We start from the raw sequence: 26815 nt of genomic DNA, 5'->3' as shown, positions 1-26815 counted from the left end.
AATTATATTGTACATTTGGGGTATTAAAAAAAAATATACAAATGTCTAGAAATCAAGTAGGAGTAAATATCCCAAAGGGAGGAGTGTTAATAATAGCAACGGTAGTGATATTATTAATTTTTATAGCGAAAGCAACTGAAACCATCGGGCCAGGAGAAGCAGGTGTGTTATTTGAACGTTTTGGAAATGGTATCAATACAGAAAAAACATACGGAGAAGGTTTTCATCTTGTTGCACCATGGAACGATATGCTTGTGCAAAAGGTGCGTCAACAATCCATTTCTGATCAAATGAATGTACTTTCAGTAAATGGTTTAGAAGTGAGTGTTGATGGAACGGTATGGTTCAAGCCTGATTATGATAAATTGGGTTTGTTGATAAAAACAAGAGGACCGAATTATATTTCAGATATTTTGAGTCCAGCAATAAATGGAGCAGCTCGTAGTATAGTAGGACGTTATACACCAGAGCAGTTATATTCTAGTAAAAGAGATGTTATTGAACAGGAAATTTTAGCAGCAGCGCAGGAGAAATTAAGCAATCAATATATAATTGTTGAACGAGTATTAGTAGAAGATGTGCAATTACCCAATACAATTAGAGACGCTATTGAACGTAAATTAAAACAAGAGCAAGAATCATTAGAATATCAATTTAGAATAGAAAAAGCTCAAAAAGAAGCGGATCGTCAGCGAATTCAAGCACAAGGAAAAGCAGATGCAAACAGGATTTTAAGCGCTTCTTTAACAGATAAAATTCTACAAGATAAAGGAATTGAAGCCACTAACAAATTGGCAGGCTCTTCAAATAGTAAGGTAGTTATAATTGGATCAGGTAAAAGTGGTATGCCAATTATTTTAGGAAACTAATCAAAGAAAAATAAAAAATAAAAAAGCCAAGAATTACTAATTCTTGGCTTTTTTATTTTTTATCCATTGACGTCTTAAATCAGAAGATAATTTACCTGTTCCATCATGTTTCCACCCAGGAGGTTTAATTAAATAGTTAATTTTATTTTTCAACCTAGTATTGCTAGAGAAAAAATCTGAAAACATACAAAACCATTCGTGAAAAGCAATCTTTAACGGGTTGTAGGTATTGATGTTTTTAACAAGACCATAAACGGGTTTTTCTTTCTCCTCTTCAAAAGTACCAAAGAGCTTATCCCATATAATTAAAATACCAGCGTGATTTCGGTCTAAATACTGCGGATTGGTGGCATGATGAACTCTGTGATGGCTAGGCGTATTAAAAATCCATTCAAACCAGTTAGGAAGCTTTAAAATAAGCTCTGTGTGAATCCAATATTGATATAATAAGCTAATACTCATTTGCATTAGTATCATTATCGGGTGAAAACCGATAACTGCTAAAGGAGCCCAAAATATGAATGTGTAAAAACTACCTGACCAAGTTTGACGTAATGCAGTTGATAAATTATAGTTTTTGGAAGAGTGGTGCACAACGTGACTGGCCCAGAAAAATCTGCATTCGTGTGCAATTCTATGATTCCAATAGTAAGTAAAATCTTCTGCAAAAAATAAAATTAACCAAGCCCACCATTCAAAGGAAATTGAAAATAATCGATATTGATATAGAAACATGAAAAAAGCAAACGAAATACCTTTCGTAAACAAACCAATCGCTACATTACCCAAACCCATAAAAATAGAGGTTAAAGCATCTTTATGCTCATAATTTTCCATTTTAACTTTTACCGTTAGAACGATTTCGATAAGAACAGTTACGATAAAAAAAGGAATGGCGTAATGAATAATATTTGGTAAATTTGAAACGGGCATTTTTATGGTAGTTAGGTTATTCACAAACTTAGCTAAAAAATAACAGAAAATAATACTTGAATTAATAAGCTAAATTTGTATATTTGCAGGCTTAAAATAAATTTTATAAATATGAACCATTACGAGACTGTTTTCATTTTGAATCCCGTTTTATCTGAAGGTCAGGTAAAGGAAGCAGTGCAGAAATTTGGAGACTACTTAGCTTCAAAGGGTGCAGAAATGATTTACAAAGAAGATTGGGGCTTAAAGAAATTAGCTTATCCAATCGAGAAGAAAAAAAGTGGATTTTACCACTTATTAGAGTTTAAAGCTTCAGGAGATGTTGTTGCTCCGTTTGAATTAGAATTGAGACGTGATGACAGCATTATGCGTTATTTAACTGTGAAGTTAGATAAGCATGCAGCAGCTTGGGCCGAAAAGAGAAAAGAACGTGTTAAATCTGCAAAAAAGTAACCTATGTCGTCTATAGATCAACAAGCAAAAGGAAATAAGCAAGGAGAAGTACGTTATTTAACTCCTCTTGATATAGAAACTAAAAAAGAAGCGAAATACTGTCGTTTTAAGAAAAATGGTATTAAGTACATCGATTATAAAGATGCTAGCTTCTTAATGTATTTAGTAAACGATCAAGGTAAGATTTTACCAAGACGTTTAACAGGAACATCATTAAAGTATCAACGTAAAGTTGCGCAAGCAATTAAAAGAGCTCGCCATTTAGCTTTAATGCCGTACGTTGGTGATATGTTAAAATAATAAAGAAGTAGAAACATGGAATTGATACTAAAACAAGACGTAGAAAATTTAGGTTTTAAAGACGATGTTGTAACTGTTAAGAATGGTTATGGACGTAATTACCTAATACCTCAAGGATATGCAATTTTAGCTACTTCTTCAGCTAGAAAAGTGTTAGCAGAGAACTTAAAGCAACGTGCTTTTAAAGAAGCTAAATTGGTAGACGAAGCTAATAAGTTAGCCGAAACTATTAAGGGATATGAAATTAAAATCGCTTCAAAAGTAGGTTCTGGAGATAAATTATTCGGTTCAGTAAATAATGCCAATGTAGCAGAAGCTTTAGCTAAAGCTGGTACTGAAGTTGAAAAGAAATTTATCAAAGTTACAGGAGGTAACGTAAAAAGATTAGGAAAATATAATGCAGCCGTACGTTTACATAGAGCAACAGTTGTTGACATTATATTTGAAGTAGTTGCTGAGAAATAAGCACTAAACGCTACATAATAATACGATAAAATCCGCTTTATAGCGGGTTTTTTCATGGGAAAAGTTAGGGATTTTTCCTGTAGAAAAAACAATTTTTTTTTTCGAAATTTGTAATACAGGTAGATTATTAGGGGAGTTTATCTGTACTTACTCAAATTTATACGAGTATAATTAACATGAAGGGTGTTAAAGAAACTCCAATCTTAATAAGATTGGAGTTTTTACGTTTATTGAATATCTATTTGTTCTTGATTCCTCAGAATATCTTCAAAAGCTTCTCTTTTTCTAATTAAATAATCTTTTCCTTTATATAACATAACTTCTGCAGGTTTATATCTTGAATTGTAGTTGGAAGCCATAGAAAAACAATAGGCGCCTGCATTGTGAAAACATAAAATATCATCTTCCGCTATTTCAGAAATTCTTCTGTTAGACCCGAAAGTGTCTGTTTCGCAAATATACCCAACAACACTATAAAAACGCTTTCTGCCTTTTGGATTTGATATATTTTCAATTTCATGGTAAGAATTGTAAAACATTGGTCTTACAAAATGATTAAGGCCACTATCAATACCAGCGAATACTGTTGAGGTGGTTTGTTTTATAACATTCACTTTGGCTAAAAAGTACCCAGATAGACTTACTAAGTATTTACCAGGTTCGAACATAAGGGTAACATCTTTTCCATAGTTTTTACAAAACACATTGAATCTAGTGGTTAACTTTTTACCCAGTTCATCAATATCAGTTGAAATATCATCGCTTTTATAAGGAACCTTAAAACCACTTCCGAAGTCTATAAAATCAATGTTCTCAAACTGTCTAGCCACGTCAAATAAAATATCGGTAGCTCGTAAAAAGGTATCAATATCCAAAATATCTGATCCAGTATGCATATGAATACCGTTGATATGCATTCCTGTATTTTCTACTACCCTTTTTATAAGGGGTATTTGATGTATTGAAATGCCAAATTTAGAGTCAATATGTCCAACAGATATTTTACTGTTACCACCAGCCATTACATGAGGATTGATACGAATACATACTGGAATTTCAGGATGTTTTTGACCAAATAGTTCTAATATAGATAAATTATCAATATTAATTTGTACGCCTAATTTGGCAACAGTTTCAATTTCTTGTAATGAAACACCATTAGGGGTGTAAATTATATTGTTAGGTTCAAAGCCAGCTAATAAACCTAATTTTACTTCTTGAATAGAAACGGTATCTAAGCCACTTTTTAAAGAGTTAAAAACTTTTAATATATTAATATTAGAAAGTGCTTTCGCTGCATAATTAATTTTTACATTTTTAACTTTAGAAAACGCATTCGTGATTTTCTTATATTGATCAATTATTATATCTGTATCGTATACATATAGCGGGCATTCATAGGTGGCTGCCAATCTTAATAATTCTTTTCTATTCATTGGTATATAAAGTTTTTAGACGCGGTAAAAGTAGAAAAGAGTAGGAGGTAAGAAAATTAACTTTAAGAAATAAACATATCTATGCTATTTGTAGAAAATAAAAAAACTAGAAGATTTTCTTCTAGTTTTAAAATATCGATGATGGTGATAAGGGTTAGTTTCTATTGATGACATCACCAGACCCAAGTGAATTAGTGTCAATATATTTTGGATTGCCTTTATAATAGATACTACCAGAACCAACCACATTAGCTTTTATTTTTGTAGCGACATTTGTTTGGATGTCTCCTGAGCCAGAAATATTGGCTTTTAAATTACTTGCTTTTAAATTATAGGCTTTTATATTGCCTGAACCCGCAATTGAACATTTAAAATTATCTGTATTGCCGCTTAGTTTAATATTTCCAGAACCACCTATTGAAGTTTTAACGCTATTAGCCAATACAGAAGCTTCGATGTTACCTGAGCCACCAATACTGAACGAAAGGTTCTCATTATTAATAGTTTTTTTAGCAAGAATACTTCCAGAACCGCCTAATGAAATAGCTTCTAGTTTATCAAAAGCAACCATGATAATAATATTCGTAGTAGATATAATGTTTACATTGTCTTTAAACTTAATGTGTAATTTATTGTTACGAACAGTAGTTTTGATATAAGGAATTAAATTCTCATCTCCTTTAATTGAGATGTCGCCTTCTTTACCGTCAACAAGATGAACGGTAAAAGAACCTCCAAGGCTAACATTGTCAAAACTTCCAACTTGTCTTGTTTTAGTAATGATGTTTCCATTGCCCCTCACTTTCTTTGAATTCCACCAACTTTGAGCATGTGAAGGAAAGGAAATACTCAGGATAAACAAGATAAATAGATTAGTTGATTTTTTCATGATATACAGTTTTTATGTTATTTTAGTCAGTTATTTTTAGTGATACTCCACCGTATCTGGATGTAATATTTAGTTTCGAACTAGTATTTGAATTTCCGAAAACACCTTCGTAGTATTTTTTTGACGATTTTTTAATGCTTTTGAATAATTCAACGTGATCTTCTGGAAAATTAAAACCAGCATACCCTAAATCAATTTTAAAGGTGAAATTGTTGTTTCTTTTAGTTCCTATTTTTATTCCTGCATAGGTTCCGTCGATCATAACACTTTCAAAACCAGTAGCTAGATTTTGTATTTTAACACCTCCGTAATCGGTGTTTATTTTCAATATGTTCTTTAAAGTACCAATTTTAATATTTGCGTAATCTGAATTTCCAATAATATTATTAACATTACCAACCAAAATACTGCCATAATCACTATTAAAATTAATGGTATCAATGCTACCAATTTCTATTGTTGAATAATCCGTATTAACCTTTAATTTCTCAGAGTCGTTAATAATTAACTTAGAATAGTCAATAGAAACACTACCTGATTTAATGAAGTCGATTTCTGAAGTACTACAGTAATCTAAATTTATAGTATTGTCAATATTTGTTAGTTTGTCAATATCAATGTTACCGTACTGACAATTAATATTGGTTTTACCATGAATTTCATTTACCTCAATATTACCGTATTTATTATTTAGATCAGCATTATTGCTAACAGGCATTTTTATAAAATAGTTAATTTTAAAATTAACATTACTACTTTTCCACCAAGACCAATTGGACTTTGTGTTTTCAATACGAGTTCTTGCCTCAATCAAGTTTTTGGTTGCTTCGAAGTCAACAGTAATTGCATTTAGTTTATGTTCAATATAATCGATATTGTTCCCTTTTACAGTGATTATCACTGTAATCTCAACGCTGTTTTTATTCCAAGTGGTTACGTTTAAATTTCCATACTTGTTATTGATGTACACTGTTGCATTTTCCGTCACATTAAATTGTCTTTCAATAGTTTTACTTTTTTCCTGCTTTTTATTGGGTTTAATTGTATGTGAGTGCAATAAAGCAGGAAGCATAATTAGTACGAGTAATTTATATAATTTCATCATATTTTGTTTCAAATTTTACAGGATTCTTTTGATGCTCTAGCTTTATAACTAAATTATTCAAAACATCTAATCGCTGTTGATAATTGTTAATCATTCTTTGAATTATGTATTTTTTATTTCCATTATTAGATAATTCTTGTATAAATATTTTGAATTTATCTTCTAGTTCTTCTAGTTCGTCAAGGGCATCTTCAATTAACCTTTCAGTTTTTAAACTTCTATGTTTTTCAATTTCTTTAAGCTCTTGTTTTATGGTTGAAATAAAAAATGTTTCAGCCTCTGCCATTTTTGGAGAAATACTAGCTAAAGTATATTGTTCGTGGTTTGTAAGAATACTACCTAAATAAAAACCTAAAACGAGTACGATAGAAGCAGCGGCACTCATCCATTTCCATGACAAAGTAGTTTTCGGTTGTAATTTATTTTGAAAACGATCAAAATGGCCAGCACGTGGTTCGTGAATATCAAGATCATTTTCATTAAAAAATGTATATAGTTTATCTTCCATTTATCCTTGTTTTAACATTCTGCATTGAGCAAATTGTATTTTAATTTCTTTTTTGCTCTTGAAATAGTTGTTCTAACATTTTCATTGGTGTAATTTAATATTTGAGCTATTTCCTCGTAATCATACCCTTCAATTAAGCTGAGTGTCAGTACAATTCGGTAATTTTCCTTTAAACCTTGAATTTTCTTGAGTATTTCTTTTACATTTAAATTTGTATACTTAATAGATTTATCCTCTTCTTCATTATAATTAGGAATAATATCCATTTTCACTTCATTATAACGATTGTTTTTCTTCAATTGAGTCAGGCTTCGGTTAATCACTATTTTTTTTAGCCATGCACCAAATGCTACTTCGCCTTTATATGTATGTAGCTTGGTAAATGCAGTAAGGAAAGCTTCTTGCATTATATCCTCTGCTTCAAATTCATCTTTGAGTATGCGATATGCAGTATTATACATAGCCTTATAGTAGTTTTTGTACAATTGCATTTGTGCACTATTATCATTGTTTTTACAACGCTCGATTAGTTGGTTAGTATGTGAATTTCCTGATTTCAATGTGTATTTTCTATTCTAGAGACAATTCAAATTTTAACATGTGACACTATTTAAAAAAAAACTTAAAATATTTTAAAAGATCAAATATAGTGTCAAATAATTTTTTTTATATAGTTTCATTATATTATCTAGCTTCCTCCTAAAATAAACTTTAAAATTGTGGAAAATATGTATATTTGAACGATGAATGATAGCGTTAAAATTATTGAGTGTCCGCGTGATGCGATGCAAGGAATTAAGGATCATTTTATTCCTACTGATATAAAAGCTAAATACATAAACTCATTATTAAAAGTTGGGTTTGATACCATTGACTTTGGAAGTTTTGTGTCTCCGAAGGCGATACCTCAGATGCGAGATACGGCAGATGTTTTATCGAAGTTAGATTTGTCAAATACACAAAGTAAATTGCTGGCAATTGTTGCGAATGTGAGAGGGGCGAATGACGCAGCATGTTTTGAGGAAATTAATTACTTGGGGTATCCGTTTTCAATATCTGAAAATTTTCAGATGCGGAACACGCATAAAACAATAGAACAGTCAATAGATACATTAAAAGAAGTTTTATCGATTGCCAGTAGAACAAACAAGGAGGTGGTTGCATATTTATCAATGGGTTTTGGTAATCCATATGGCGATCCATGGAATGTTGACATAGTAGGAGAATGGACGGAAAAACTTTGTGAATTCGGAGTAAAAACGCTATCTTTATCTGACACGGTTGGAAGTTCTACTTCAGAAGTGATAGAGTATTTATTTTCTAATTTAATTCCGAAATACCCGAGTATAGAATTTGGAGCCCATTTACATACAACTCCTGATTCTTGGTTCGAAAAGGTAAATAGTGCTTATAAAGCAGGGTGTAGGCGTTTTGATGGAGCAATTAAAGGATACGGAGGATGCCCAATGGCGAAAGATGACTTGACAGGCAATATGCCTACAGAAAAATTATTGTCATACTTTACGTCTATGAAAGTAGATACTAATATAAAACCAATGAGTTTTGAAAGTGCTTACAATAAGGCATTAGAAGTTTTTTAGAATTATGAAGTTTACTATAGGTATATTTTTTATTGTTTTTTCTTTATTTCATTATTCTTCAGATGATGAAAAAATAGGGATATGGAATATAAGGAATGGAAGGTTAATGAAAAATTATACTAGAAATGACGATTTAGCAACCTATCATTGGAATACGTTTTACAATATTTTCCCCAAATCAATTACCAAAAAATATATCAAAAAACTGGTGTTAATATCTGACGGATTGGATGAAAAGACTGGAGCACTTGGTGCATTGAATACACGTAACGATAAATGGCAACTTGTAATTGATACCATAGATGTAAATTTTAAATCGAAAGATAAAAGAAGGCTTCAAGAATCAGTATATACACTTGTACACGAGTTTGGGCACTTGTTAACACTGAATAATACACAAATAAGACCAACAGCTAAAACAAATCAAGAAGAAGGTGAACCCTATTTAACATTGGAAGGCGAAGCTTATCGGAATAGTTATTTAAATAGATTTGTGTCTTTATTTTGGAAAGGTAGATTACTTGATAAATGGGACGTTATAAAAGAAAGACACTGCTTTACAGAAGAGAGTTGTGTTGAAAGGTTATTTGGATTGTATAGAGAAAATTTCACTGATTTTGTTACAGACTACGCTGCTGAAAGCCCAGAAGAGGATATAGCCGAGAGTTGGACCTATTTTGTGCTTAAAAGACGAGTAAAAAAACCGAGAACTATAGCCCAAAAAAAAATAAACTTTTTCTATCAATTTCCTGAGTTGGTGGAGTATAGAAAGTTGATACGATACAATACCCGTTATTATTTACATTAGAGATTGTGGCCCTAATTTTTAGAATTTAGTAATTGCAGTGAATCTTTATGAAGTAAAGGATATCAAGGTGAGTACTTTTAATTCAATAACTAGCAGTGCTTGTCTTTTATGAAAAAAAAACACAAATACTAATGGGTATCGAATAAATCAGCCTTTCTTTAGTATGTTTATTTAAAAAATTTCTTAGATTTTTCCCAGTAAATATCCATTTCAGATAAGGTCATATCAGAAAGTTTCTTACCTTCTTTAGCTGTTTCTTGTTCTAAGAACTGAAATCTTTTAATAAACTTTTTATTTGTTTTTTCCAGAGCATTTTCTGGATTTACACCAATAAAACGAGCATAATTAATCATTGAAAAAAGGACATCGCCAAATTCAGTTTCAGTATTTTCATGATTTGCATTTTCAATCTCATGGTTTAGCTCCGTTAATTCCTCTTGAACTTTTTCCCATACTTGGTGTGGTTGTTCCCAGTCAAAACCAACTCCTGCGACCTTTTCTTGAATTCTACTAGCTTTTATGAGAGCAGGTAAGCTTTTAGGAACTCCTTGTAGCACTGAGTTTTTACCTTCTTTAAGCTTAAGTTTTTCCCAGTTTTGTTTAACCTCTTCTTCATTAGCAACCTCAATATTACCATAGATGTGTGGATGCCTATCAATAAGTTTATCACAAATGGCATTGGCAACGTCAGCAATATCGAATGCTTTTTTTTCACTTCCTATTTTAGCATAAAAAACGATGTGCAAAAGCACATCGCCTAATTCATTCTTTATTTCTTCTAAATCATTGTCTAAAATAGCATCTGCAAGCTCATAGGTTTCTTCAATGGTTAAATGTCGCAAGCTTTCTAAGGTTTGCTTTTTATCCCATGGACACTTTTCTCGAAGTTCATCCATGATATCTAACAAACGATTAAAAGCTGCTAGTTGTTGTTGTCGAATACCCATTATGCTATTCTTCTTCTTCCGAAATAACTTCCGTTTCGACTAAAGTACTAAAGTCAAAATTAGCCTTCACTAAAGAGTTATACCATTGGATTACTTTTTTGATGTTGGAAGCATACACACGCTCTTCGTCAAAATTCGGTAAAACTTCTCCAAAGTACGAAACCAATTTATTAGCACTTTCTTTATGAGAAATAGCTTCTTTACCGTCTTCTTTATCAGCTATATTTTTCATAATTTTAGCCAAAGGAACTTCTTCCTCGTACGTGTAAATTGCAATATTTTCTAATAAGCTAACATTGTGTGTTGCTGTTATAGGAAAACGTCTATCATTGTCAATTGATTTTACGATGACTCCTGTTTTAGTTTGTGACAAAATTTCAAATAAACCAGGCTTACCAGTTACTGCTATAATTTTGTTAAATTTCATATATTCTTAGTAATATTTAATATCGTATATCTTGTTATTTTTTCGCTTTAGGAAAACGCATTCTATACCCTGCATCAATTTTCCCTTTGGAAATATTTTCTAATTTTTTCTTGATCAGTCTTTTTTTCAATGACGACAATTTATCAGTAAACAATACTCCTTCAATATGATCGTATTCATGTTGAAAAACTCGTGCTGCTAAACCGCTAAATGTTTCTTGGTGCTTTTCAAAATTTTCGTCTTGGTATTCAACGGTTACATTTTCTTGTCGGAACACATCCTCTCTAACCTCTGGAATACTTAAGCAACCTTCGTTAAACGCCCATTCATCTCCTTCTTCTTCAATAATCTTAGCGTTAATAAATACTTTATTGAACGTTTCTAAAACCTTTTTTTCTTCTTCATTAATTCCCTCATCTTCCGCAAAAGAAGTGGCATCAATTATAAACAAACGTATTGATTTTCCTATCTGAGGAGCTGCTAATCCGACACCGTGCGCATTATACATAGTCTCCTTCATATCCGTAATTAATTTGCTTAAATTGGGGTACTCATCATCAATTTCTTTTCCTACTTTACGCAATACAGGATCACCGTACGCAACAATGGGTAAAATCATTTATTTAACTTTTAATTGTCGGCAAAAATACAAAGAATGGTGGTTTGAATAAAACTATTTATTATATAAATAAGACTGAAGTATAATGGTGGCACTAATTTCATCTACTAAAGCTTTGTTTTGTCGTTGCTTTTTTTTCAATCCTCCATCAATCATTGTTTGAAATGCCATTTTTGAAGTAAATCTTTCATCTATACGCTTTATAGGTATTGCAGGAATTTCTTTTGCAAGCTTTTCAAGAAAAGGAGCTATTAAAACTTCACTCTCACTTGGGGTATTGTCTAACTGCTTTGGCTTTCCAACAACAAAAAGTTCTACGTTTTCTTCGGAAATATATTTTTTCAAGAAAGAAATTAGCTCCTTGGTGTCAACCGTTGTTAGGCCAGAAGCAATAATTTGAAACTCATCTGTAACAGCTATTCCAGTCCTTTTTTTTCCAAAATCTATAGCAAGAATTCTACCCATATCTAATATTTTGAGCAAAAGTAATGATTTTTAACAAGAGCATACTTTCTGTTTAAAAAATGTATCTTCGTGTTTAATTTATAAACACAAATTATATTTGTAGCAAATTAATTTAAAAAAATGACAGAGTTACAATCTATTATAGAAAAAGCTTGGGATAACCGAGAATTGTTAAAAGAAGAGTCAACGATACGTGCGATAAGAAAGGTAGTAGATTCATTAGATGAAGGAGAATTAAGAGTGGCAGAACCAACAGAACAAGGTTGGCAGGTTAATGAATGGGTAAAGAAAGCTGTAGTTTTATATTTCCCAATTCAGAAAATGGAAACATTAGAAGCTGGTATTTTTGAATATCATGATAAAATTCCATTAAAAAGAAATTATCAGGAAAAAGGAATAAGGGTAGTGCCAAATGCGGTAGCCCGCCACGGGGCCTATATATCTTCAGGTACCATTTTAATGCCGAGTTATGTAAATATAGGTGCCTATGTAGATGAAGGAACTATGGTTGATACTTGGGCAACTGTAGGATCATGTGCTCAAATTGGTAAAAATGTACACTTATCTGGTGGAGTGGGCATAGGAGGAGTTTTAGAACCTTTACAAGCCGCTCCGGTAATTATTGAAGATAATGCTTTCATAGGATCTAGATGTATAGTCGTAGAAGGTATAAGAGTAGAGAAGGAAGCAGTATTAGGAGCAAACGTAGTATTAACGGCTTCAACTAAAATTATTGATGTTACAGGAGAAAATCCAGTAGAAATGAAAGGCGTAGTTCCTGCACGTTCTGTTGTTATCCCAGGAAGTTACACTAAAAAGTTCAAGGCAGGTGATTACAACGTACCTTGTGCGTTAATTATTGGTAAGCGTAAAGAAAGCACCAATAAGAAAACATCATTGAATGATGCCTTGAGAGAATACGATGTAGCTGTTTAGAAAAATTTAATGAACTGAATAAAATATATGTGCATAGACTGAGTTTTATTGTAATATATTTGAAAAAAAATAAATAGTTGACAAAAATAACAGTAATAATACCTACTTTAAACGAAGAATCCAACATTCAAAGAGCGTTGGATTCTGTTTTTTTTGCAGATGAAATTATTGTTGTTGATTCTTATAGCGAAGATAATACCGTAACAATAGTAAAGGGGTATAAGAAGGTTAAACTACTTCAAAGAAAATTTGACGATTTTTCTACACAAAAAAATTATGCCATACAGCAAGCTGAAAATGACTGGGTTTTAGTGATTGATGCCGATGAAGAAGTTTCCAAAGAATTGAAAGATAGTATAAATAGAAAATTAAACAATTCAACGAAGAATATAGCATACCTAATAACTAGAAAAAATTTCGTGAAAAATAAAAAGCTTAATTTCGGAGGTCACACGAATAAAATCGTTAGGCTTTTCCATAAAAACTATTGCTTTTACGAAGGAATAGTTCACGAAAAAATCAAATTCGAGGGGAAAGTTGGCAAATTAGATGGAGTTATTAACCATTATACATACAACAACAAAGCACAGTTTAAAAGAAAAATAGAGTATTACGCTAAATTAAGAGCCAAAGAATTATATAAAACTGGAAAAAAAGTAACATTTTACCATTTATATATAAAGCCTTTCGTTAGGTTTTGTATTCATTATTTTCTAAAACTTGGTTTTTTAGATGGTAAAAAAGGAATGACCTTTTCTTGTTTTATGGCGTACGGAGTAGCGAAAAGGTTTGATGAATTAATTTTATTAAAAAAGAAGGAAATATGAAAATAGGTTTTGATGCCAAACGTATTTTTCATAATACAACCGGTTTGGGAAATTACAGTAGGGATTTGGTTCGGATTTTAGCAAATTTTTATGCAGAAAATGAATACTATTTATACAATCCAAAACCAAAAAAAATCACAAGATTAGCCATAAAAGATCCAATAAAAGAAGTGTTGCCAAACACTTTTTTAGGAAGGAAATTTTCTTCGATATGGCGGCAAAGAGCTGTTATTAAGCAAATAAAAAGAGATGGCATTAAAATTTTCCATGGATTATCAGGAGAAATTCCAAGAGGTTTAAAAAAGAATGGAATTAGGTCAGTGGTTACCATTCATGACCTTATTTTTATGCGCTATCCTAAACTGTATTCTTATTTCGATAGGAAAATTCACCTAGCAAAGTTTAAATATGCAGCTAGAAATTGTGATAGAGTCATTGCCATAAGTGAGCAAACAAAAAGAGATATTATTGAATTTCTTGACATTGAACCTTCTAAAATAGAAGTAGTATATCAAGGATGCAACCATGTTTTCAAAGAGAAAATTACCCGTGATGAAAGGGAAGTATTCATAAAAAAATATAATTTACCTGAAAAATTCTTGTTAAACGTAGGAACTATTGAAGAAAGAAAAAACGCACTGAGTATTGTAAAGGCTGTCAAAAATATAGATATATCATTGGTAGTTGTTGGTAGAAAAACAAGATACTACGATCAGATTAAAAACTATATAGATACGAATAACTTGGGAAGTAAGATTTTTTTTCTTGAAGGGTTAACCTTGAAGGAGTTATCTATATTATATCAATCGGCAGAGGTATTTATTTACCCTAGTGTTTTTGAAGGGTTTGGTATTCCAATAATAGAAGCCTTATTTTCACGTACTCCTGTGATCACCTCAATAGGAGGAGTTTTTCCCGAAGCAGGCGGCCCTGACTCGATTTATATAGATCCATATAATATTGAGGAGCTAGAAAAAGCCATTACTGTAGTATTGAACTCAGAAGAGCAAAGAAAAGTAATGATCGATAATGGCTGGCAATACGTGCAAAAATTCAATGATGATTGTATTGCTGAAAATGTAATGAAAGTTTATGAGCAATTTAAAGAGTAAGAATAAAATTATTGTAGATGTTGAACGAATGAAGCACCCTAATACAGGGTTGCATAATTATTGCGAGAACTTGTATAAATTCTTAACAAAAGATTCAACATTTAATTATTGGTTTTATTCGCCTAAGAAAATAGAGTTCCCCAAGAATATCCAAAGGATAAATACTAAACTTATGGACAAAATGGTGCTCAAAGTACCTTCTAAATTTTCATTATGGCATGGAACTTATCAAACTACTAAATTTGTCCCTCTAAAACCTATAAAATTTGTACTAACGATTCATGATCTAAATTTCTTATATGAAAATAAGAGTAATAAAAAGAAAGATAGATTAATTAGAAATATTCAAAAAAGAATTAATAGAGCTGACTATGTTACCACCATATCGGAATTCGTTTTAAAGGATGTAAAGAAACATCTTAATGTAGATAATAAAAAGATCAAAGTTATTTACAATGGCGTTAATTTAGTAGAGCATCCAGAATTTGTAAACCCACAATATAAACCTAAAGATAAATTTTTATTTGCATTGGGTACGGTTTTGCCTAAGAAAAATTTTCATGTTTTACTGAATTTATTAAGAGAGAATAGCAATTTAAACTTGGTAATAGGAGGAATTCATCCGGATGAAGAATATATAAACAAAGTAAAAAATATAGCGTTAGAATACGGTATTCAAGATAATATTAGATTATTAGGAGCAATCTCCGAAAAAGAAAAATATTGGTACCTTAAAAATTGCGAAGCGTTTTTGTTCCCTTCTTTGGCAGAAGGGTTTGGAATTCCTGTTATCGAAGCTATGTTACTTGGCAAGCCAGTGTTTTTATCAACGAAAACAAGTTTACCTGAAATTGGAGGTGAGTATGCTTATTATTTTCAGAATTTTGAAGAAAAACATATGAATACCGTTTTTAAAGAAGGTTTGAAAGATTACTATGAAAATAACAAAGCACCATCTATTATTCAATGGGCACAACGTTTTTCTTGGGAAAAGGCAGTCAAAGAATATATAGAGGTTTACAAAGAGGTACTTGATAATTGACAAACAATGTTACTAAGCAGTAAGGAACCGAATGGCTTTGTTAAATGCATTAAATACTTCTCTTCAATGTATACTGCGCCTTTTTATGATGACATATTTTTGAATTCTTCTGCACAGTACACCAACGAAAAACAACACTGATTATAAACACCTTTTTTAAGTTTTTTTCATCAGAATTTAAAGAGATGAAGTAATACCATTTAGCATTTTCTTTTACAGTAAATTCAAACAATAACTAGTATAACTGAAAGTGCTGCAATAAAATCGTATACGGGTAGTTGCGGATCATTAATTTTACTTTGTAAATGTCTAACTACAATAATAATGACCGTAACAAAGGTTAGGAGTAGACCTGATAACAAACAAAGAGTTTTAAATGAATTGTGGTTAATCCAAGATAGATATAATAATAGGTAACCTCATATTAAAATGATAACTCCCAGCTATATAGAAATAATTTTCTCATAAGAAACAAAACTAAAAAAGAATTAAACGATAAACATATAGAGAATCATAAGAATCAATTTAGATGTTAAAAATGAGAGAAACAAATTCAATCAAAACACGGGTTAAATATTAAAAAAAGAATCTATTTGATCAAATACTTTACTTTCTTCAAGCGTTTCTAAAAAAAAGGTTTCAGCATTTGATTGGTGTTTATCATAAAATACTTGGTTTTGTAATAATTCAGTTATATAATGAGCATACGCTTGTGGGTCATTGGTAACTAGGCAGCCGTTATTTATTTTTGAAAGTAAACCATCAACTCCACGATCTGTGCACACCACAGGAATCCCGTACGACAATGATTCGACCACTTTTATTTTCAAGCCAGTACCAGTTAACATTGGGCAAATGGTGATTTTTGTTTGCCTATAAAGATCTTCTATATCTTCAGCAAAAATCAGTTTCTTTACATTAGGTAGGTCAGGAATATAGTCATTTATTCTTCCAACAACTGTAAACCTTATCGTTTTAGCAAGTAATGGATACACCTCAGCGAAAAACCATTTTGCCGAGTTTATATTATGAGGGTTATTACTCGCTATGTAAAAGACATCAATGGTAGGGAAATCTGTTTTTGTATTACTTAAATTTGGGGCACTATGAGGTACTGTAATAACCTTCTTGTTAGGTAGGAATTGACTAAATATAAACTGTTCATCGGCGGAAATAGACCAAATTACATCAAATTTATTTAAAAGATCAATTTCTGTTTTAAACAGCCTTCCTATATCAATTCTTTTAAAATCACTAAACTGACTTGTGAAAAAGTCGTGGGTATCTACAACTAATTTCGAGTTTTTAGCCAATGTTTTATTTTCGATAAAAAAAGCAAAAAGCACATATGATATAATGATAACGTCGTATTCATTTTCCCTTAATATACGTTCAAAGTACTTTTTTTGATTGTAAGAGATTCTTTGAAATTGTCTGGGGTATCCTTTTATTTTATTCGGTATAGAAGTACCAAATAAGTATCTGAGACCATTGTTTTTTCGTTTCGGAATCATGAAGGTTCTATTAACTAAGCCCGCCTTTTTTATAGCATCTAATTCGTCTAGTAAAAAATCCTTTTTTGTTTCTCCTACAAAATCAACAACAAAATTTCTAGATTTAAAATATTGCAGTAATTTCTTAGCTCTAGCGTTATTTCCTTGGTTAGCTATTAAAGGGTTATTTGGGTAAAAGTATAATATTTTTAGTGGCATTGACGTTTAACAATATTTGTCTAGTAAGTAGTTTTGTTTAATTTTTAATTCGGAAATAATTTCAGAAAACCTATGTTGGTCAGATAAGTTAAAATCTTTGTTATTTAACGATTTTAGAGCATTTAATAGTTCTTTTTTAATACTATTATAATATTTAGTTGGAAGCAATTTACGCTTTAATTTTTTCTTAGGCGTATTTTTTAGGGTTATATGGTTTACTTGGTGCAAATTAATGGAAGCGTACCAATCGTGCCATTTAAATTCCGAAACAACTTCACCTTCCCTTAGATGCGCGTTAAACTTTAATCGTTTCCATGGTACCCTTAATATATCAGCCATAATAGCTCCATGCATTGCTTCAGAAATAATAAGTTTACTACTGGCAACTTCTTCTATAAAGTGCTCAATATTATTCCCTAGTGGCGTAATCAGATTCATATTATGTTGAGAACAAAATTTTTCCCAATTGAAAGAATCGGTAGATTGAAAATAAGGAATGATACTAATCTCGTGTTTTTTAGGAAGTTTCATGATCGTTTTATACTCATCTAAAAGAGCATAAAAATAAGCAGCATCAGTAATATAGTTGTCAAATTTACCAGTTAACTTAAAACTACTCAAAGGACCTCTTAAAAAAGAAATATCCCAACTATCATCTAGTTGTATGTTTTCTTTTAATGATCTTATTCCGGAGCCAGCGATGCATTTCAAACGGCATTTATTCGCTTCATTTAAGTAGAAAGGATCACTTAAGGTTAATATAGAACCAATACCCAAAAAAGCAGTATCGTCGTTTTTACTAAAAACATTTTCATTTAACAATTTCGGCCATAACCAATCATTTAAATCATCACCAAAATTTCCATTTTTTGATTTATAAGAGACTAATTTCATTTAAAATATTTTAGGTTTGCAAAATACATCTTTTGCTATTATTAGAACTTAGCTTTGTGTGTTTTTTTGAAATGACAAAGAACTTTGTTATTCTTGCAGAATTTATAATTATATACTAAGAAATGTTCCATGAAGTCAAATGAAATTTCTAAAACTATCGATACGCTAAACCGGTTGGGTACCATTTTGTATCCAACGGATACTGTTTGGGGAATAGGGTGCGACGCAACTGATGAAGAAGCGGTAAAAAAAATATATAAAATAAAGAACAGAGAAGAATCTAAAAGTTTAATCATCTTGGTAGATTCGCTGACAATGTTGAAAAAATATATAGCTGAAATTCCTGTAAAAGTTTTACAAATTTTAAAGGAGACCTCTAAACCAACGACGATCATTTATGATAGCCCTAGGCATTTAGCAAAAAATACTATTGCCAAAGATCATACCATTGCGATTCGAATAGTTCAAAGTGAATTTTGTCGAGAGTTAATTAATGAATTCGGCAAACCAATCGTGTCAACGTCGGCAAATATTAGTGGGCAACCAACTCCCAAAAGCTTTTCAAAAATAGATGAGACAATTTTAAAGAGTGTAGATTATGTGGTAAATTTGCAGCAGAACAAGGTTACAGAAAAATCATCAACTATTCTGAAAATAGAAGGTGATAATGTGATTGTGATAAGAGATTAAACCTATGCAAAATTACTATTTTAAGGAAGCAATAACTGATGATATTTTTGAATATATAAACAAAGCTGCGGAAGAATTACAGTTAGATTGTTATGTAATTGGAGGTTTTGTTCGAGATTATATATTAAAAAGAGGAACAGCGAAGGATATAGATATCGTGGCTGTGGGAAGCGGTATTGAACTGGCAAAAAAAGTGGCCCTCTTGCTGCCGCATAAACCTAAAGTTCAGGTTTTTAAAACCTATGGAACAGCGATGTTACGTTATAAAGATATTGAAGTTGAATTTGTAGGCGCTAGAAAAGAATCATACTCTGAAGACAGTAGAAATCCTGAGGTTTCAGAAGGAACTTTGCAGGATGATCAAAACAGAAGAGATTTCACGATCAATGCATTGGCATTGAGTTTAAATACTCAAAATTATGGACTCTTATTGGACCCGTTTGATGGCATAGGAGACTTGGAGGCTAAAATTATTAGAACGCCTTTAAATCCGGATATTACCTATTCTGATGATCCTTTACGAATGATGAGAGCAATTCGTTTTGCAACACAATTGAATTTCACTATAGAAAAAAACTCATTGGATGCGATAACTAAAAATGTCGAACGTATTGATATTATTACCAGAGAGCGAATAGTGGTTGAATTAAACAAAATTTTAGAGTCACCGCAGCCTTCTATTGGTTTTTTATTGATGGAAAAGACAGGGTTATTAGAACGGTTACTACCAGAGTTAATTGCCTTAAAAGGAGTAGAAGAGGTGGAAGGACAAAAACACAAGGATAACTTTTATCATACCCTTGAAGTTGTTGATAATATAGCAATGAATACCAAGGATGTTTGGCTACGATGGGCTGCCTTATTGCACGATATAGGAAAAGCACCTACTAAAAGATTTAATCCTAAACAAGGATGGACTTTTCATTCGCATGAGTTTGTAGGAGCTAAAATGGTATACAAACTTTTTAAACGTTTGCGTATGCCATTAAATAATAAAATGAAGTTTGTTCAAAAAATGGTTTTATTAAGCTCCAGACCAATTGTTTTATCTACAGGAGTGACAGATTCTGCGGTGAGACGTTTAATATTTGATGCTGGAGAAGAGGTAGAGAGCTTGATGATTTTGTGTGAGGCAGATATAACTACTAAAAACTCTAAAAAATTCAAACGTTATCATAAAAATTTCGAGATTGTTCGGCATAAAATTAAGGAAGTTGAAGAGCGTGATAGGGTTCGTAATTTCCAACCACCAATCACTGGAGAAGAGATTATGAAGGTGTTTAACTTAAAACCTTGTAGGGAAATTGGTCAGATAAAAGAGGCTATAAAAGAGGCCATTTTAGATGGTAAAATCCCGAATGAATATGAGGCATCGTATAGATTTATGTTAGAAAAAGGCAAGAAATTAGGCTTAGAAGCTGTGCGTTAAAACTGATTGGTTTGTTTAAAATAATGATCTAAAACTTCGATTGACAAGACCTTTTCTAAGGTTTTATCTTGGAATTGTTTTACCCAGTTATTCGCATTCTGAATTATTTGTAAAGTCTCTTCCGGATTATTTAAATAGTAATCTCTTTTTTCGAAAAGATCAGAATAATCATCTTTTATAAGAACATAATGATGATTAGGAATTAATTTCCCTTCCATAAACCAAGTTTCAAACTTAGGTTTAGGCATTAAACAAAGAGAATTGGAAGACATGATCCACTTTAAATTTGTTGCGACATCAATACCTTCAATGGATAAGATGAACTTATAATTAAGCTGTTCTTCGATACTTAAAAAATCTTTTCTCCATTCTTGAGGTGATGATGTTGGCAGTCTTTTACTTACCTCTCCAATATTACATAGTGGATGGTCATGAAATTTTTCAACTAATAAACGGCGGTTTTCTTTGTGGATAACTCCTCTCCAAACAATGTGATCTATTTTCTCATTGAACTGTTTGCGATCATCAACAAAGTAATAATGGCGTAACGCATCTAGTTTCATTAAAACAGAATTGCCATTATGATTAATAGGACGACTTTTAACAAGGGTGGGTTCGTTAAAGTTTTCAGTTACATCCCCAAATTTATAGTTTATTTTTTTTCGAGAAGAAAAGTATTTGGTAAACTTTACCAAATCAAAAAAGTACATGGTTCCCTTTTTAGGACGCTTAAAGTCTTTTAACGATATCCAACTATTTGGTTTTTTAATAGTTATCGATGGTGAAATATAATAGTGTAAACGATCAGCCACATTATTATATTGACTCTTCTTAGTTAACCATTTCTTCAATTGTGATCTGTAAAGAACGTTAGGGGTTAAATAAAGAAAAAAATGCGTGATATAGTAGTATAGTTTTTGATTTTTTATTTTACTTAAAATGCTCATTTTACTGTAATGTTTGCATCGTTACTAATTTAAAATATTCTCCCTTTTTCTCTAATAGATCTTCATGCTTACCTTGTTCTATTATTTTTCCTTTTTTCATAACAATAATTAAATCGGCATTTTGTATGGTCGATAATCTATGGGCAATGATCAATGAAGTTCTATTTTTCATCATCTTCTCTAAAGCTAGTTGCACTAATTGTTCAGATTCGGTATCTAACGCAGAAGTTGCCTCGTCGAGAATCATAATCGGCGGATTTTTTAACACAGCACGCGCAATGGCGATACGTTGTTGCTGCCCTCCAGAAAGCAAACTTCCTCTATCTCCCATAGGAGTTTCATATTGTAGCGGTAAATCTTTTATAAATTCATGAGCATTAGCAATAATGGCCGCTTTTTTTATCTCTTCCAAGGAAGCTGAAGGGTTACTTAGGGCGATATTATTGGCAATCGTATCGTTAAATAAAGTAGAATTTTGGGTTACGACACCCATTAAACTACGCAACGATTTTTTGGTAAGAGTTTTAATATCTTTCCCATCAATGTAAATTCCACCCATGTTTACATCATAAAAACGTGTGATTAGGTTCGCTAATGTTGACTTTCCGCTACCTGATTGCCCAACAAGAGCTACGGACTTTCCTTTGGGTAGCGTTAATGAGAACTTATCTAATACGAAGGTATCATCATATTTAAACGAAATATCTTTAAATTCAACTTGTTCTTTAAATTGGTCTATGGCAATCGCATTTTTATCGTCTTCTAATTGATTTTTGGCATCTAAAACTTCAAAAATACGTTGTGCCGCTGCATTACCTATTTTAACGTTGTTGTTGGCTTTAGCAATAGCTTTTGCAGGGGTCAATACATTGTAAGCAGCTGCCATAAATGCAATAAAAGTACCTCCTAATAATGTTTTATCTATTAATACCATTTTTCCTCCATACCATAGGAGGGCAGCAATGGTAACGATCCCTAAAAATTCACTCATAGGGCTAGCCAAAACTTCTTTAGTACTCATTTTATTTGATAAATTCTTGATTTCAGTTGCTTTTGAGTTGAAGCGAGATGAAAAAAAAGTTTCACTATTAAAAGCTTTAATAATTTTTAGCCCTGAGATACTTTCTTCAATTAAACCTAAAAGACCTCCAGTTTTACCAAAAATCTCTCCTGATTGCTGTTTAATTCGCTTACTGATTACTGAAATAACTAAACCAGCAACAGGAATAAAAGTAAATATAAAGATAGAGAGTTGCCAGCTCGTATGAACCATAAAGAACAATGTGAAAATGATATTTAAAGGCTCTCTTATCAAGGTAATAATTAAGTTAAGGTAGGTTTCATTGATCACGTAGATATCACCGGTGGCTCTATTAATAGTATCACCTTTCTTTTGTTCAGAAAAATACGTTAGCGGTAAATGGATTATTTTGTTATACATAATACCTCGCAAATCTTTTAACACACTGTTTTTAAGAAAAACCATGGTCAATTGCCCAAGATAGCCAAATATATTTTTAAGTAAGAATACCAAAACAACCGCTAAAACAACATAAAGTAATGTTGTTTCTGCCCCAAAATATTCATTAGTATAGGTAACGTAATAATTCAACAAACTACCTAAATATTCCTTATTGAGAGATTCATAAAAACCAATAAATGCTGGCTTTTTATATACTTTTGTTGTTTCTCCAAACAATATATTCAAGGTAGGCATTAAAATAACGTACGATAGCGTGGTGAAAAATGCATATAATACATTTAGAATAACACTTATTACCCATAACTTTTTGTAGGGAGAAGCAAATTTTAAAAAGCGCTTAAAATAATTCATCAATAATTCGTTGAATTTTAGAATCTAATTGTTGTTCTGTTTCTGGAGCATTATCAATGGTATTTAATTCAGACTTAACACTAAAATAAAATTTTATTTTTGGCTCTGTACCGCTTGGCCTTACCGCTACTTTAGTACCGTTTTCAGTTTCGTAAATCAATACATTAGATTTTGGTAAATTGATAGCACTTTCTTCACCATTTATCATGTTTTTCTTGATAGAAGATTTATAATCAAATAGGTATTTTACCGATTCTCCATCAATGGTTTTCAACGGGCTATTTCGAAAGTCAATCATCATTTGTCGAATTTGCTGTGCACCATCCATTCCTTTTTTTACCAAAGACACCAAGTGTTCTTTATAAAAGTGATGTTTTGTATAAAGGTTTAACAAATCGTTATAAAAAGAACTACCATTAGCTTTCGCATTACAAGCAATTTCACATGCTAGTAGGGCAGCAGTAACGGCATCTTTATCTCGAACAAAGTCACCGACCATATATCCAAAACTCTCTTCACCTCCTCCGATGAACTCTTGATTTGGATGATCTTTGATCATTTTGGCAATCCATTTAAAACCAGTTAACCCCATTTTAGTTTCAACGCCATAACTATCAGCTATTTCATTGACAAGATTGGTAGATACTATGGTAGAACCAATGAATTGATTACCGTTTAACTTATCTTTCTTTTTCCAGTCGTTAATTAAAAAATCAGTCATGATACTCATGGTTTGATTACCATTTAGCAACTTCATTTTTCCATCTAAATCACGAACAGCAATTCCAATTCTATCCGAATCTGGGTCGGTACCTAAAACGATATCAGCATTTAGTTCGTTGGCCAAATCAACGGCCATTTGCAGTGCTTCGGGCTCTTCCGGATTGGGTGATGTTACAGTAGGGAAATCACCGTCAGGTATAGCCTGTTCTTCTACAATATGTATTTGTGTATATCCCGCTCTTTTTAAAACTTCAGGAATTAATTTTATCGAAGTTCCATGTAGTGAGGTAAATACAATTTTTAAGTGTTCTCTACCTTCAATATCAAAACAACCATTTTTTAGAGAAGCATCCCAAAAAGCTTCATCAATTTCTTTTCCTATAATGGAAATTAGACTAGAGTTGGTGTTAAAATTAATAGCTTCATAAGCTAATGAATTTACCTCATCGATAATGGCTTGATCTTGAGGAGGAACAATTTGCCCACCATCATTCCAATATACTTTGTATCCGTTATACTCTGGAGGGTTATGAGAAGCAGTTAACACAATTCCCACATCGCAGCCCAAGTGGTTTACGGCAAAAGATAGCTCTGGGGTAGGGCGTAAGTCTTCAAAAACATAAGTATGTATATTGTTTGCAGAGAGCACGCTCGCAACAGTTTCAGCCAACCATTTGCTATCATGTCTGCAATCAAAACCGATGGCTACTTTTAACTCTTTATTAGGAAAGCACTTGTGTAAGTAATTGCTTAAGCCCTGAGTAGCTTTACCAATGGTATATTTATTAATTCTATTAGTACCTGCACCTACAATCCCACGCATTCCTCCTGTACCAAACTCCAAATCTTTATAAAAACGATCGTTTAAATCGTCAGAGTTGGTATCTAATAAATATTGAATTTCTTTTTTGGTTTCCGTGTCAAATGTCTCAGAAAGCCACATGTGGGCTTTAGTCAAAATATCTTCCATGTGTAAAATGTAATAAGCATGCAAAAATACAATTTTATAGATTTACCTGTTGCTTAATCCTATAATGTTTTTGTTGAATAACACTCTTTATAATCAGCTCTCCTAAGAACCCTGCTAAAAACAGTAAGGTACCTAAAACCATAGAGGTTAGGGCTATATAAAACCAAGGGTTATTGGTTACTAAAATGGTTTTAATATCATAAGAAATACGGTACAATTTCATCGCGCCTATATAGAAAGCAGATAGCAAACCGAATACAAACATTAAAGTGCCCCATAAACCAAAAAAATGCATGGGTCTTTTGCCAAATTTAGAAAGGAAAGAAATGGTAATTAAATCTAAAAACCCATTGACAAACCGATTCATGCCAAATTTGGTCACACCGTATTTACGAGCTTGATGTTGTACTATTTTTTCACCAATAGCATGAAAGCCTTCATTTTTTGCGAGTACGGGAATGTATCGGTGCATTTCACCACTAACTTCTAATGATTTAACAACTTCATTTTTATAAGCTTTTAACCCACAGTTGAAATCGTGGAGTTTTAAGCCTGAAGTTTTACGTGCTGCCCAGTTGAACAACTTAGATGGGATGTTTTTCGTAATAACATTGTCATAACGCTTTTTTTTCCAACCAGATATTAAATCATACTGATCTTTAGCAATTAAATCATACAAGCCTGGTATTTCCTCAGGATTGTCTTGTAGGTCAGCATCCATTGTTATCACCACATCTCCTTTGGCTTGACTAAATCCTGCATCAAGAGCCTGTGATTTCCCGTAGTTTCTTCGAAAACGAATTCCTTTTACCGCTTCGTTTTTTGACGATAACTCTTCTATTATTTCCCAAGAACGATCGGTACTCCCGTCATCAATGAAAATAAGTTCATATAAAAACTGATTGGATTGCATAACTTTCGCAATCCAATCATGTAATTCTTGCAACGATTCTTCTTCGTTAAGAAGTGGTATTACTACCGATATATTCATGTATTGATGTCAATTTTAAAACCTCAAAGTTACAGGTCTTTTACAGACTTTACAACTTTTAAATTGCAAACTAATCTTAATACTCGTTTCCTTCTGTTTTTTTCATTACCGCTCCAGCAATGGCTGAAATAACAAATCCAAAGAATGCAGATACTATAATAGACATGGCAGAGGTCATCAAGGGATTTTGGAATTTTGCAGCCATTTCAGACGAAGCTTCTATTTGCTCTTCTGTCATTCCTGAATCTAACCAATTTTGTCTTTGTAATTCCATTGCTTGTTCTTGAAAAGTAGGATCAATTACATTAATAAATAAAAGAGTATATATTATTGAAATAACCGCACTGAAAACAGCAATACCTACCCCTACTTTTAATGCTTCACCAAATGATAAAAAACCATTATTGCTTTGCTTGAATTTTAGTAAACCTAAGATTATAAAAACAATCATGGCTATAAGACCAAAAACCCCGGTTAACCAAGTAAAATCTATAAGTTTTCCTGAAGCGTAAAGCACTAGGTGGAATAAAATCCCAACGATTCCTAAATATAGACCATAATTTAAAATAATACTTTTACTGTTTGTTTGATTTTCCATTGTGTAAAATTAAGTTAGTAAACAAATATACTGTTTTTTGAGGCACACTTTTATTCACCTCATTGGTTAAAAAAAACAGATAACAATGAGTTAGTATTCAAAAGCTTAGAATTGTTACAATAATTTAATGTAAATTTTGTTGTTTTTAATAAAAAAAAGGCTGTAACTTTGCAGCGGCAAGTCCTACACAACTAGCTCCCTTTGAATCCCCCAGGGCGGGAACGCAGCAAGGGTATTAGGTTGTAGCAGTGTGATGTAGGTAGCTTGCCTTTTTTTATGCCCTAA

General features: G+C 32.0%; 29 protein-coding genes and 1 other RNA gene. 13 read left to right on the top strand and 17 right to left on the bottom strand.

Features of this window, described 5'->3' with window-relative positions; translation table 11 throughout:
- The first annotated feature begins 41 nt into the window (after window positions 1-41).
- Window positions 42-869 carry a prohibitin family protein gene (locus AC2TDS_RS02190; RefSeq protein WP_484737498.1) on the top strand — a complete coding sequence of 276 codons (828 nt, stop codon included), beginning with the start codon at window positions 42-44 and terminating at the stop codon, window positions 867-869.
- Window positions 870-905: 36 nt separating this feature from the next.
- On the opposite strand, the gene AC2TDS_RS02185 is transcribed toward AC2TDS_RS02190, so the two are convergent.
- The gene (locus tag AC2TDS_RS02185; protein WP_484737497.1) at window positions 906-1802 is read right to left on the bottom strand and encodes a sterol desaturase family protein; all 897 of its coding nucleotides are present in this window, start codon (window positions 1800-1802) and stop codon (window positions 906-908) included.
- A 111-nt stretch (window positions 1803-1913) separates the two neighbouring features.
- Between AC2TDS_RS02185 and rpsF the strand changes: the two genes are divergently transcribed.
- Genes rpsF through rplI form a run of 3 tightly spaced genes read left to right on the top strand, consistent with a single transcriptional unit; the run spans window position 1914 to window position 3020 of the window.
- Window positions 1914-2255 (top strand): 30S ribosomal protein S6, encoded by a 342-nt coding sequence (gene rpsF, locus AC2TDS_RS02180; protein ID WP_484737496.1) that lies wholly within the window; start codon window positions 1914-1916, stop codon window positions 2253-2255.
- A 3-nt stretch (window positions 2256-2258) separates the two neighbouring features.
- Window positions 2259-2555 (top strand): 30S ribosomal protein S18, encoded by a 297-nt coding sequence (rpsR, locus tag AC2TDS_RS02175; RefSeq protein WP_484737495.1) that lies wholly within the window; start codon window positions 2259-2261, stop codon window positions 2553-2555.
- Between the two features lie 15 nt (window positions 2556-2570).
- Window positions 2571-3020 carry a 50S ribosomal protein L9 gene (gene rplI, locus AC2TDS_RS02170; protein ID WP_484737494.1) on the top strand — a complete coding sequence of 150 codons (450 nt, stop codon included), beginning with the start codon at window positions 2571-2573 and terminating at the stop codon, window positions 3018-3020.
- Window positions 3021-3247: 227 nt separating this feature from the next.
- On the opposite strand, the gene lysA is transcribed toward rplI, so the two are convergent.
- The 5 genes from lysA to AC2TDS_RS02145 all read right to left on the bottom strand — a co-directional run bounded on the left by lysA (window position 3248) and on the right by AC2TDS_RS02145 (window position 7518).
- Window positions 3248-4456 (bottom strand): diaminopimelate decarboxylase, encoded by a 1209-nt coding sequence (lysA, locus tag AC2TDS_RS02165; RefSeq protein ID WP_484737493.1) that lies wholly within the window; start codon window positions 4454-4456, stop codon window positions 3248-3250.
- A 154-nt stretch (window positions 4457-4610) separates the two neighbouring features.
- Complete coding sequence (locus AC2TDS_RS02160; protein WP_484737492.1) at window positions 4611-5345, bottom strand: head GIN domain-containing protein; 735 nt, start codon at window positions 5343-5345, stop codon at window positions 4611-4613.
- Window positions 5346-5367: 22 nt separating this feature from the next.
- Window positions 5368-6450: a hypothetical protein gene (locus AC2TDS_RS02155; protein WP_484737491.1), complete on the bottom strand. Its 1083-nt coding sequence runs from the start codon at window positions 6448-6450 to the stop codon at window positions 5368-5370.
- Window positions 6434-6958 carry a hypothetical protein gene (locus AC2TDS_RS02150; protein ID WP_484737490.1) on the bottom strand — a complete coding sequence of 175 codons (525 nt, stop codon included), beginning with the start codon at window positions 6956-6958 and terminating at the stop codon, window positions 6434-6436. Before AC2TDS_RS02150 ends, AC2TDS_RS02155 begins: the two co-directional genes overlap by 17 nt.
- 11 nt (window positions 6959-6969) lie before the next feature.
- Window positions 6970-7518 carry an RNA polymerase sigma factor gene (locus AC2TDS_RS02145; protein WP_484737489.1) on the bottom strand — a complete coding sequence of 183 codons (549 nt, stop codon included), beginning with the start codon at window positions 7516-7518 and terminating at the stop codon, window positions 6970-6972.
- 183 nt (window positions 7519-7701) lie between these two features.
- Between AC2TDS_RS02145 and AC2TDS_RS02140 the strand changes: the two genes are divergently transcribed.
- On the top strand, window positions 7702-8559 hold the full coding sequence (locus AC2TDS_RS02140) for a hydroxymethylglutaryl-CoA lyase (RefSeq protein ID WP_484737488.1): 858 nt from the start codon (window positions 7702-7704) through the stop codon (window positions 8557-8559).
- Between the two features lie 4 nt (window positions 8560-8563).
- On the top strand, window positions 8564-9367 hold the full coding sequence (locus tag AC2TDS_RS02135) for a hypothetical protein (RefSeq protein WP_484737487.1): 804 nt from the start codon (window positions 8564-8566) through the stop codon (window positions 9365-9367).
- A 167-nt stretch (window positions 9368-9534) separates the two neighbouring features.
- Here AC2TDS_RS02135 and mazG read toward each other — a convergent pair whose 3' ends face one another.
- Genes mazG through ruvX form a run of 4 tightly spaced genes read right to left on the bottom strand, consistent with a single transcriptional unit; the run spans window position 9535 to window position 11825 of the window.
- The gene (mazG, locus tag AC2TDS_RS02130) at window positions 9535-10314 is read right to left on the bottom strand and encodes a nucleoside triphosphate pyrophosphohydrolase (RefSeq protein ID WP_484737486.1); all 780 of its coding nucleotides are present in this window, start codon (window positions 10312-10314) and stop codon (window positions 9535-9537) included.
- A 4-nt stretch (window positions 10315-10318) separates the two neighbouring features.
- Window positions 10319-10741 (bottom strand): DUF5606 family protein, encoded by a 423-nt coding sequence (locus tag AC2TDS_RS02125; RefSeq protein ID WP_484737485.1) that lies wholly within the window; start codon window positions 10739-10741, stop codon window positions 10319-10321.
- A 34-nt stretch (window positions 10742-10775) separates the two neighbouring features.
- On the bottom strand, window positions 10776-11360 hold the full coding sequence (gene def, locus AC2TDS_RS02120) for a peptide deformylase (protein ID WP_484737484.1): 585 nt from the start codon (window positions 11358-11360) through the stop codon (window positions 10776-10778).
- 54 nt (window positions 11361-11414) lie between these two features.
- Window positions 11415-11825, bottom strand: a complete 411-nt coding sequence (gene ruvX, locus AC2TDS_RS02115) for a Holliday junction resolvase RuvX (RefSeq protein WP_484737483.1) — start codon at window positions 11823-11825, stop codon at window positions 11415-11417.
- Between the two features lie 120 nt (window positions 11826-11945).
- On the opposite strand from ruvX, the gene AC2TDS_RS02110 reads away from it, so the two are divergent.
- The 4 genes from AC2TDS_RS02110 (at window position 11946) to AC2TDS_RS02095 (ending at window position 15742) form a co-directional block, all read left to right on the top strand.
- Window positions 11946-12761: a 2,3,4,5-tetrahydropyridine-2,6-dicarboxylate N-succinyltransferase gene (locus AC2TDS_RS02110; protein ID WP_484737482.1), complete on the top strand. Its 816-nt coding sequence runs from the start codon at window positions 11946-11948 to the stop codon at window positions 12759-12761.
- Between the two features lie 77 nt (window positions 12762-12838).
- Window positions 12839-13588 (top strand): glycosyltransferase family 2 protein, encoded by a 750-nt coding sequence (locus AC2TDS_RS02105; protein ID WP_484737481.1) that lies wholly within the window; start codon window positions 12839-12841, stop codon window positions 13586-13588.
- On the top strand, window positions 13585-14700 hold the full coding sequence (locus AC2TDS_RS02100) for a glycosyltransferase family 4 protein (protein WP_484737480.1): 1116 nt from the start codon (window positions 13585-13587) through the stop codon (window positions 14698-14700). Before AC2TDS_RS02105 ends, AC2TDS_RS02100 begins: the two co-directional genes overlap by 4 nt.
- Window positions 14681-15742 carry a glycosyltransferase family 4 protein gene (locus tag AC2TDS_RS02095; RefSeq protein WP_484737479.1) on the top strand — a complete coding sequence of 354 codons (1062 nt, stop codon included), beginning with the start codon at window positions 14681-14683 and terminating at the stop codon, window positions 15740-15742. Before AC2TDS_RS02100 ends, AC2TDS_RS02095 begins: the two co-directional genes overlap by 20 nt.
- A gap of 569 nt (window positions 15743-16311) precedes the next feature.
- Here AC2TDS_RS02095 and AC2TDS_RS02090 read toward each other — a convergent pair.
- Both AC2TDS_RS02090 and AC2TDS_RS02085 read right to left on the bottom strand, forming a co-directional pair.
- Window positions 16312-17454, bottom strand: a complete 1143-nt coding sequence (locus AC2TDS_RS02090) for a glycosyltransferase (protein WP_484737478.1) — start codon at window positions 17452-17454, stop codon at window positions 16312-16314.
- Window positions 17455-17460: 6 nt separating this feature from the next.
- Complete coding sequence (locus AC2TDS_RS02085; protein ID WP_484737477.1) at window positions 17461-18348, bottom strand: polysaccharide pyruvyl transferase family protein; 888 nt, start codon at window positions 18346-18348, stop codon at window positions 17461-17463.
- 129 nt (window positions 18349-18477) lie between these two features.
- Between AC2TDS_RS02085 and AC2TDS_RS02080 the strand changes: the two genes are divergently transcribed.
- Window positions 18478-19038, top strand: a complete 561-nt coding sequence (locus AC2TDS_RS02080) for an L-threonylcarbamoyladenylate synthase (protein WP_484737476.1) — start codon at window positions 18478-18480, stop codon at window positions 19036-19038.
- Between the two features lie 4 nt (window positions 19039-19042).
- A complete protein-coding gene (locus tag AC2TDS_RS02075; protein WP_484737475.1) occupies window positions 19043-20467 on the top strand; it encodes a CCA tRNA nucleotidyltransferase in 1425 nt (474 codons plus the stop codon).
- On the opposite strand, the gene AC2TDS_RS02070 is transcribed toward AC2TDS_RS02075, so the two are convergent.
- The 5 genes from AC2TDS_RS02070 to AC2TDS_RS02050 form a co-directional block, all read right to left on the bottom strand.
- On the bottom strand, window positions 20464-21414 hold the full coding sequence (locus AC2TDS_RS02070; protein WP_484737474.1) for a glycosyl transferase family 90: 951 nt from the start codon (window positions 21412-21414) through the stop codon (window positions 20464-20466). The genes AC2TDS_RS02075 and AC2TDS_RS02070 overlap by 4 nt on opposite strands.
- Window position 21415: 1 nt before the next feature.
- Complete coding sequence (locus AC2TDS_RS02065) at window positions 21416-23248, bottom strand: ABC transporter ATP-binding protein (protein WP_484737473.1); 1833 nt, start codon at window positions 23246-23248, stop codon at window positions 21416-21418.
- On the bottom strand, window positions 23235-24941 hold the full coding sequence (locus AC2TDS_RS02060) for a phospho-sugar mutase (RefSeq protein ID WP_484737472.1): 1707 nt from the start codon (window positions 24939-24941) through the stop codon (window positions 23235-23237). Before AC2TDS_RS02060 ends, AC2TDS_RS02065 begins: the two co-directional genes overlap by 14 nt.
- A 34-nt stretch (window positions 24942-24975) precedes the next feature.
- A complete protein-coding gene (locus AC2TDS_RS02055) occupies window positions 24976-25932 on the bottom strand; it encodes a glycosyltransferase family 2 protein (RefSeq protein WP_484737471.1) in 957 nt (318 codons plus the stop codon).
- A 76-nt stretch (window positions 25933-26008) separates the two neighbouring features.
- Entirely contained in the window at window positions 26009-26530 is a 522-nt protein-coding gene (locus tag AC2TDS_RS02050) for a DUF4199 domain-containing protein (RefSeq protein ID WP_484737470.1), read from the bottom strand.
- A 174-nt stretch (window positions 26531-26704) separates the two neighbouring features.
- On the opposite strand from AC2TDS_RS02050, the gene ffs reads away from it, so the two are divergent.
- Window positions 26705-26803: signal recognition particle sRNA small type (gene ffs / locus AC2TDS_RS02045), an RNA gene on the top strand.
- Window positions 26804-26815: the final 12 nt, after the last annotated feature.

This window comes from Tenacibaculum profundicola, from assembly GCF_057220795.1.
Note: the sequence above shows the minus strand (reverse complement) of the source record. Positions and strands in the feature narration are given on the sequence as shown.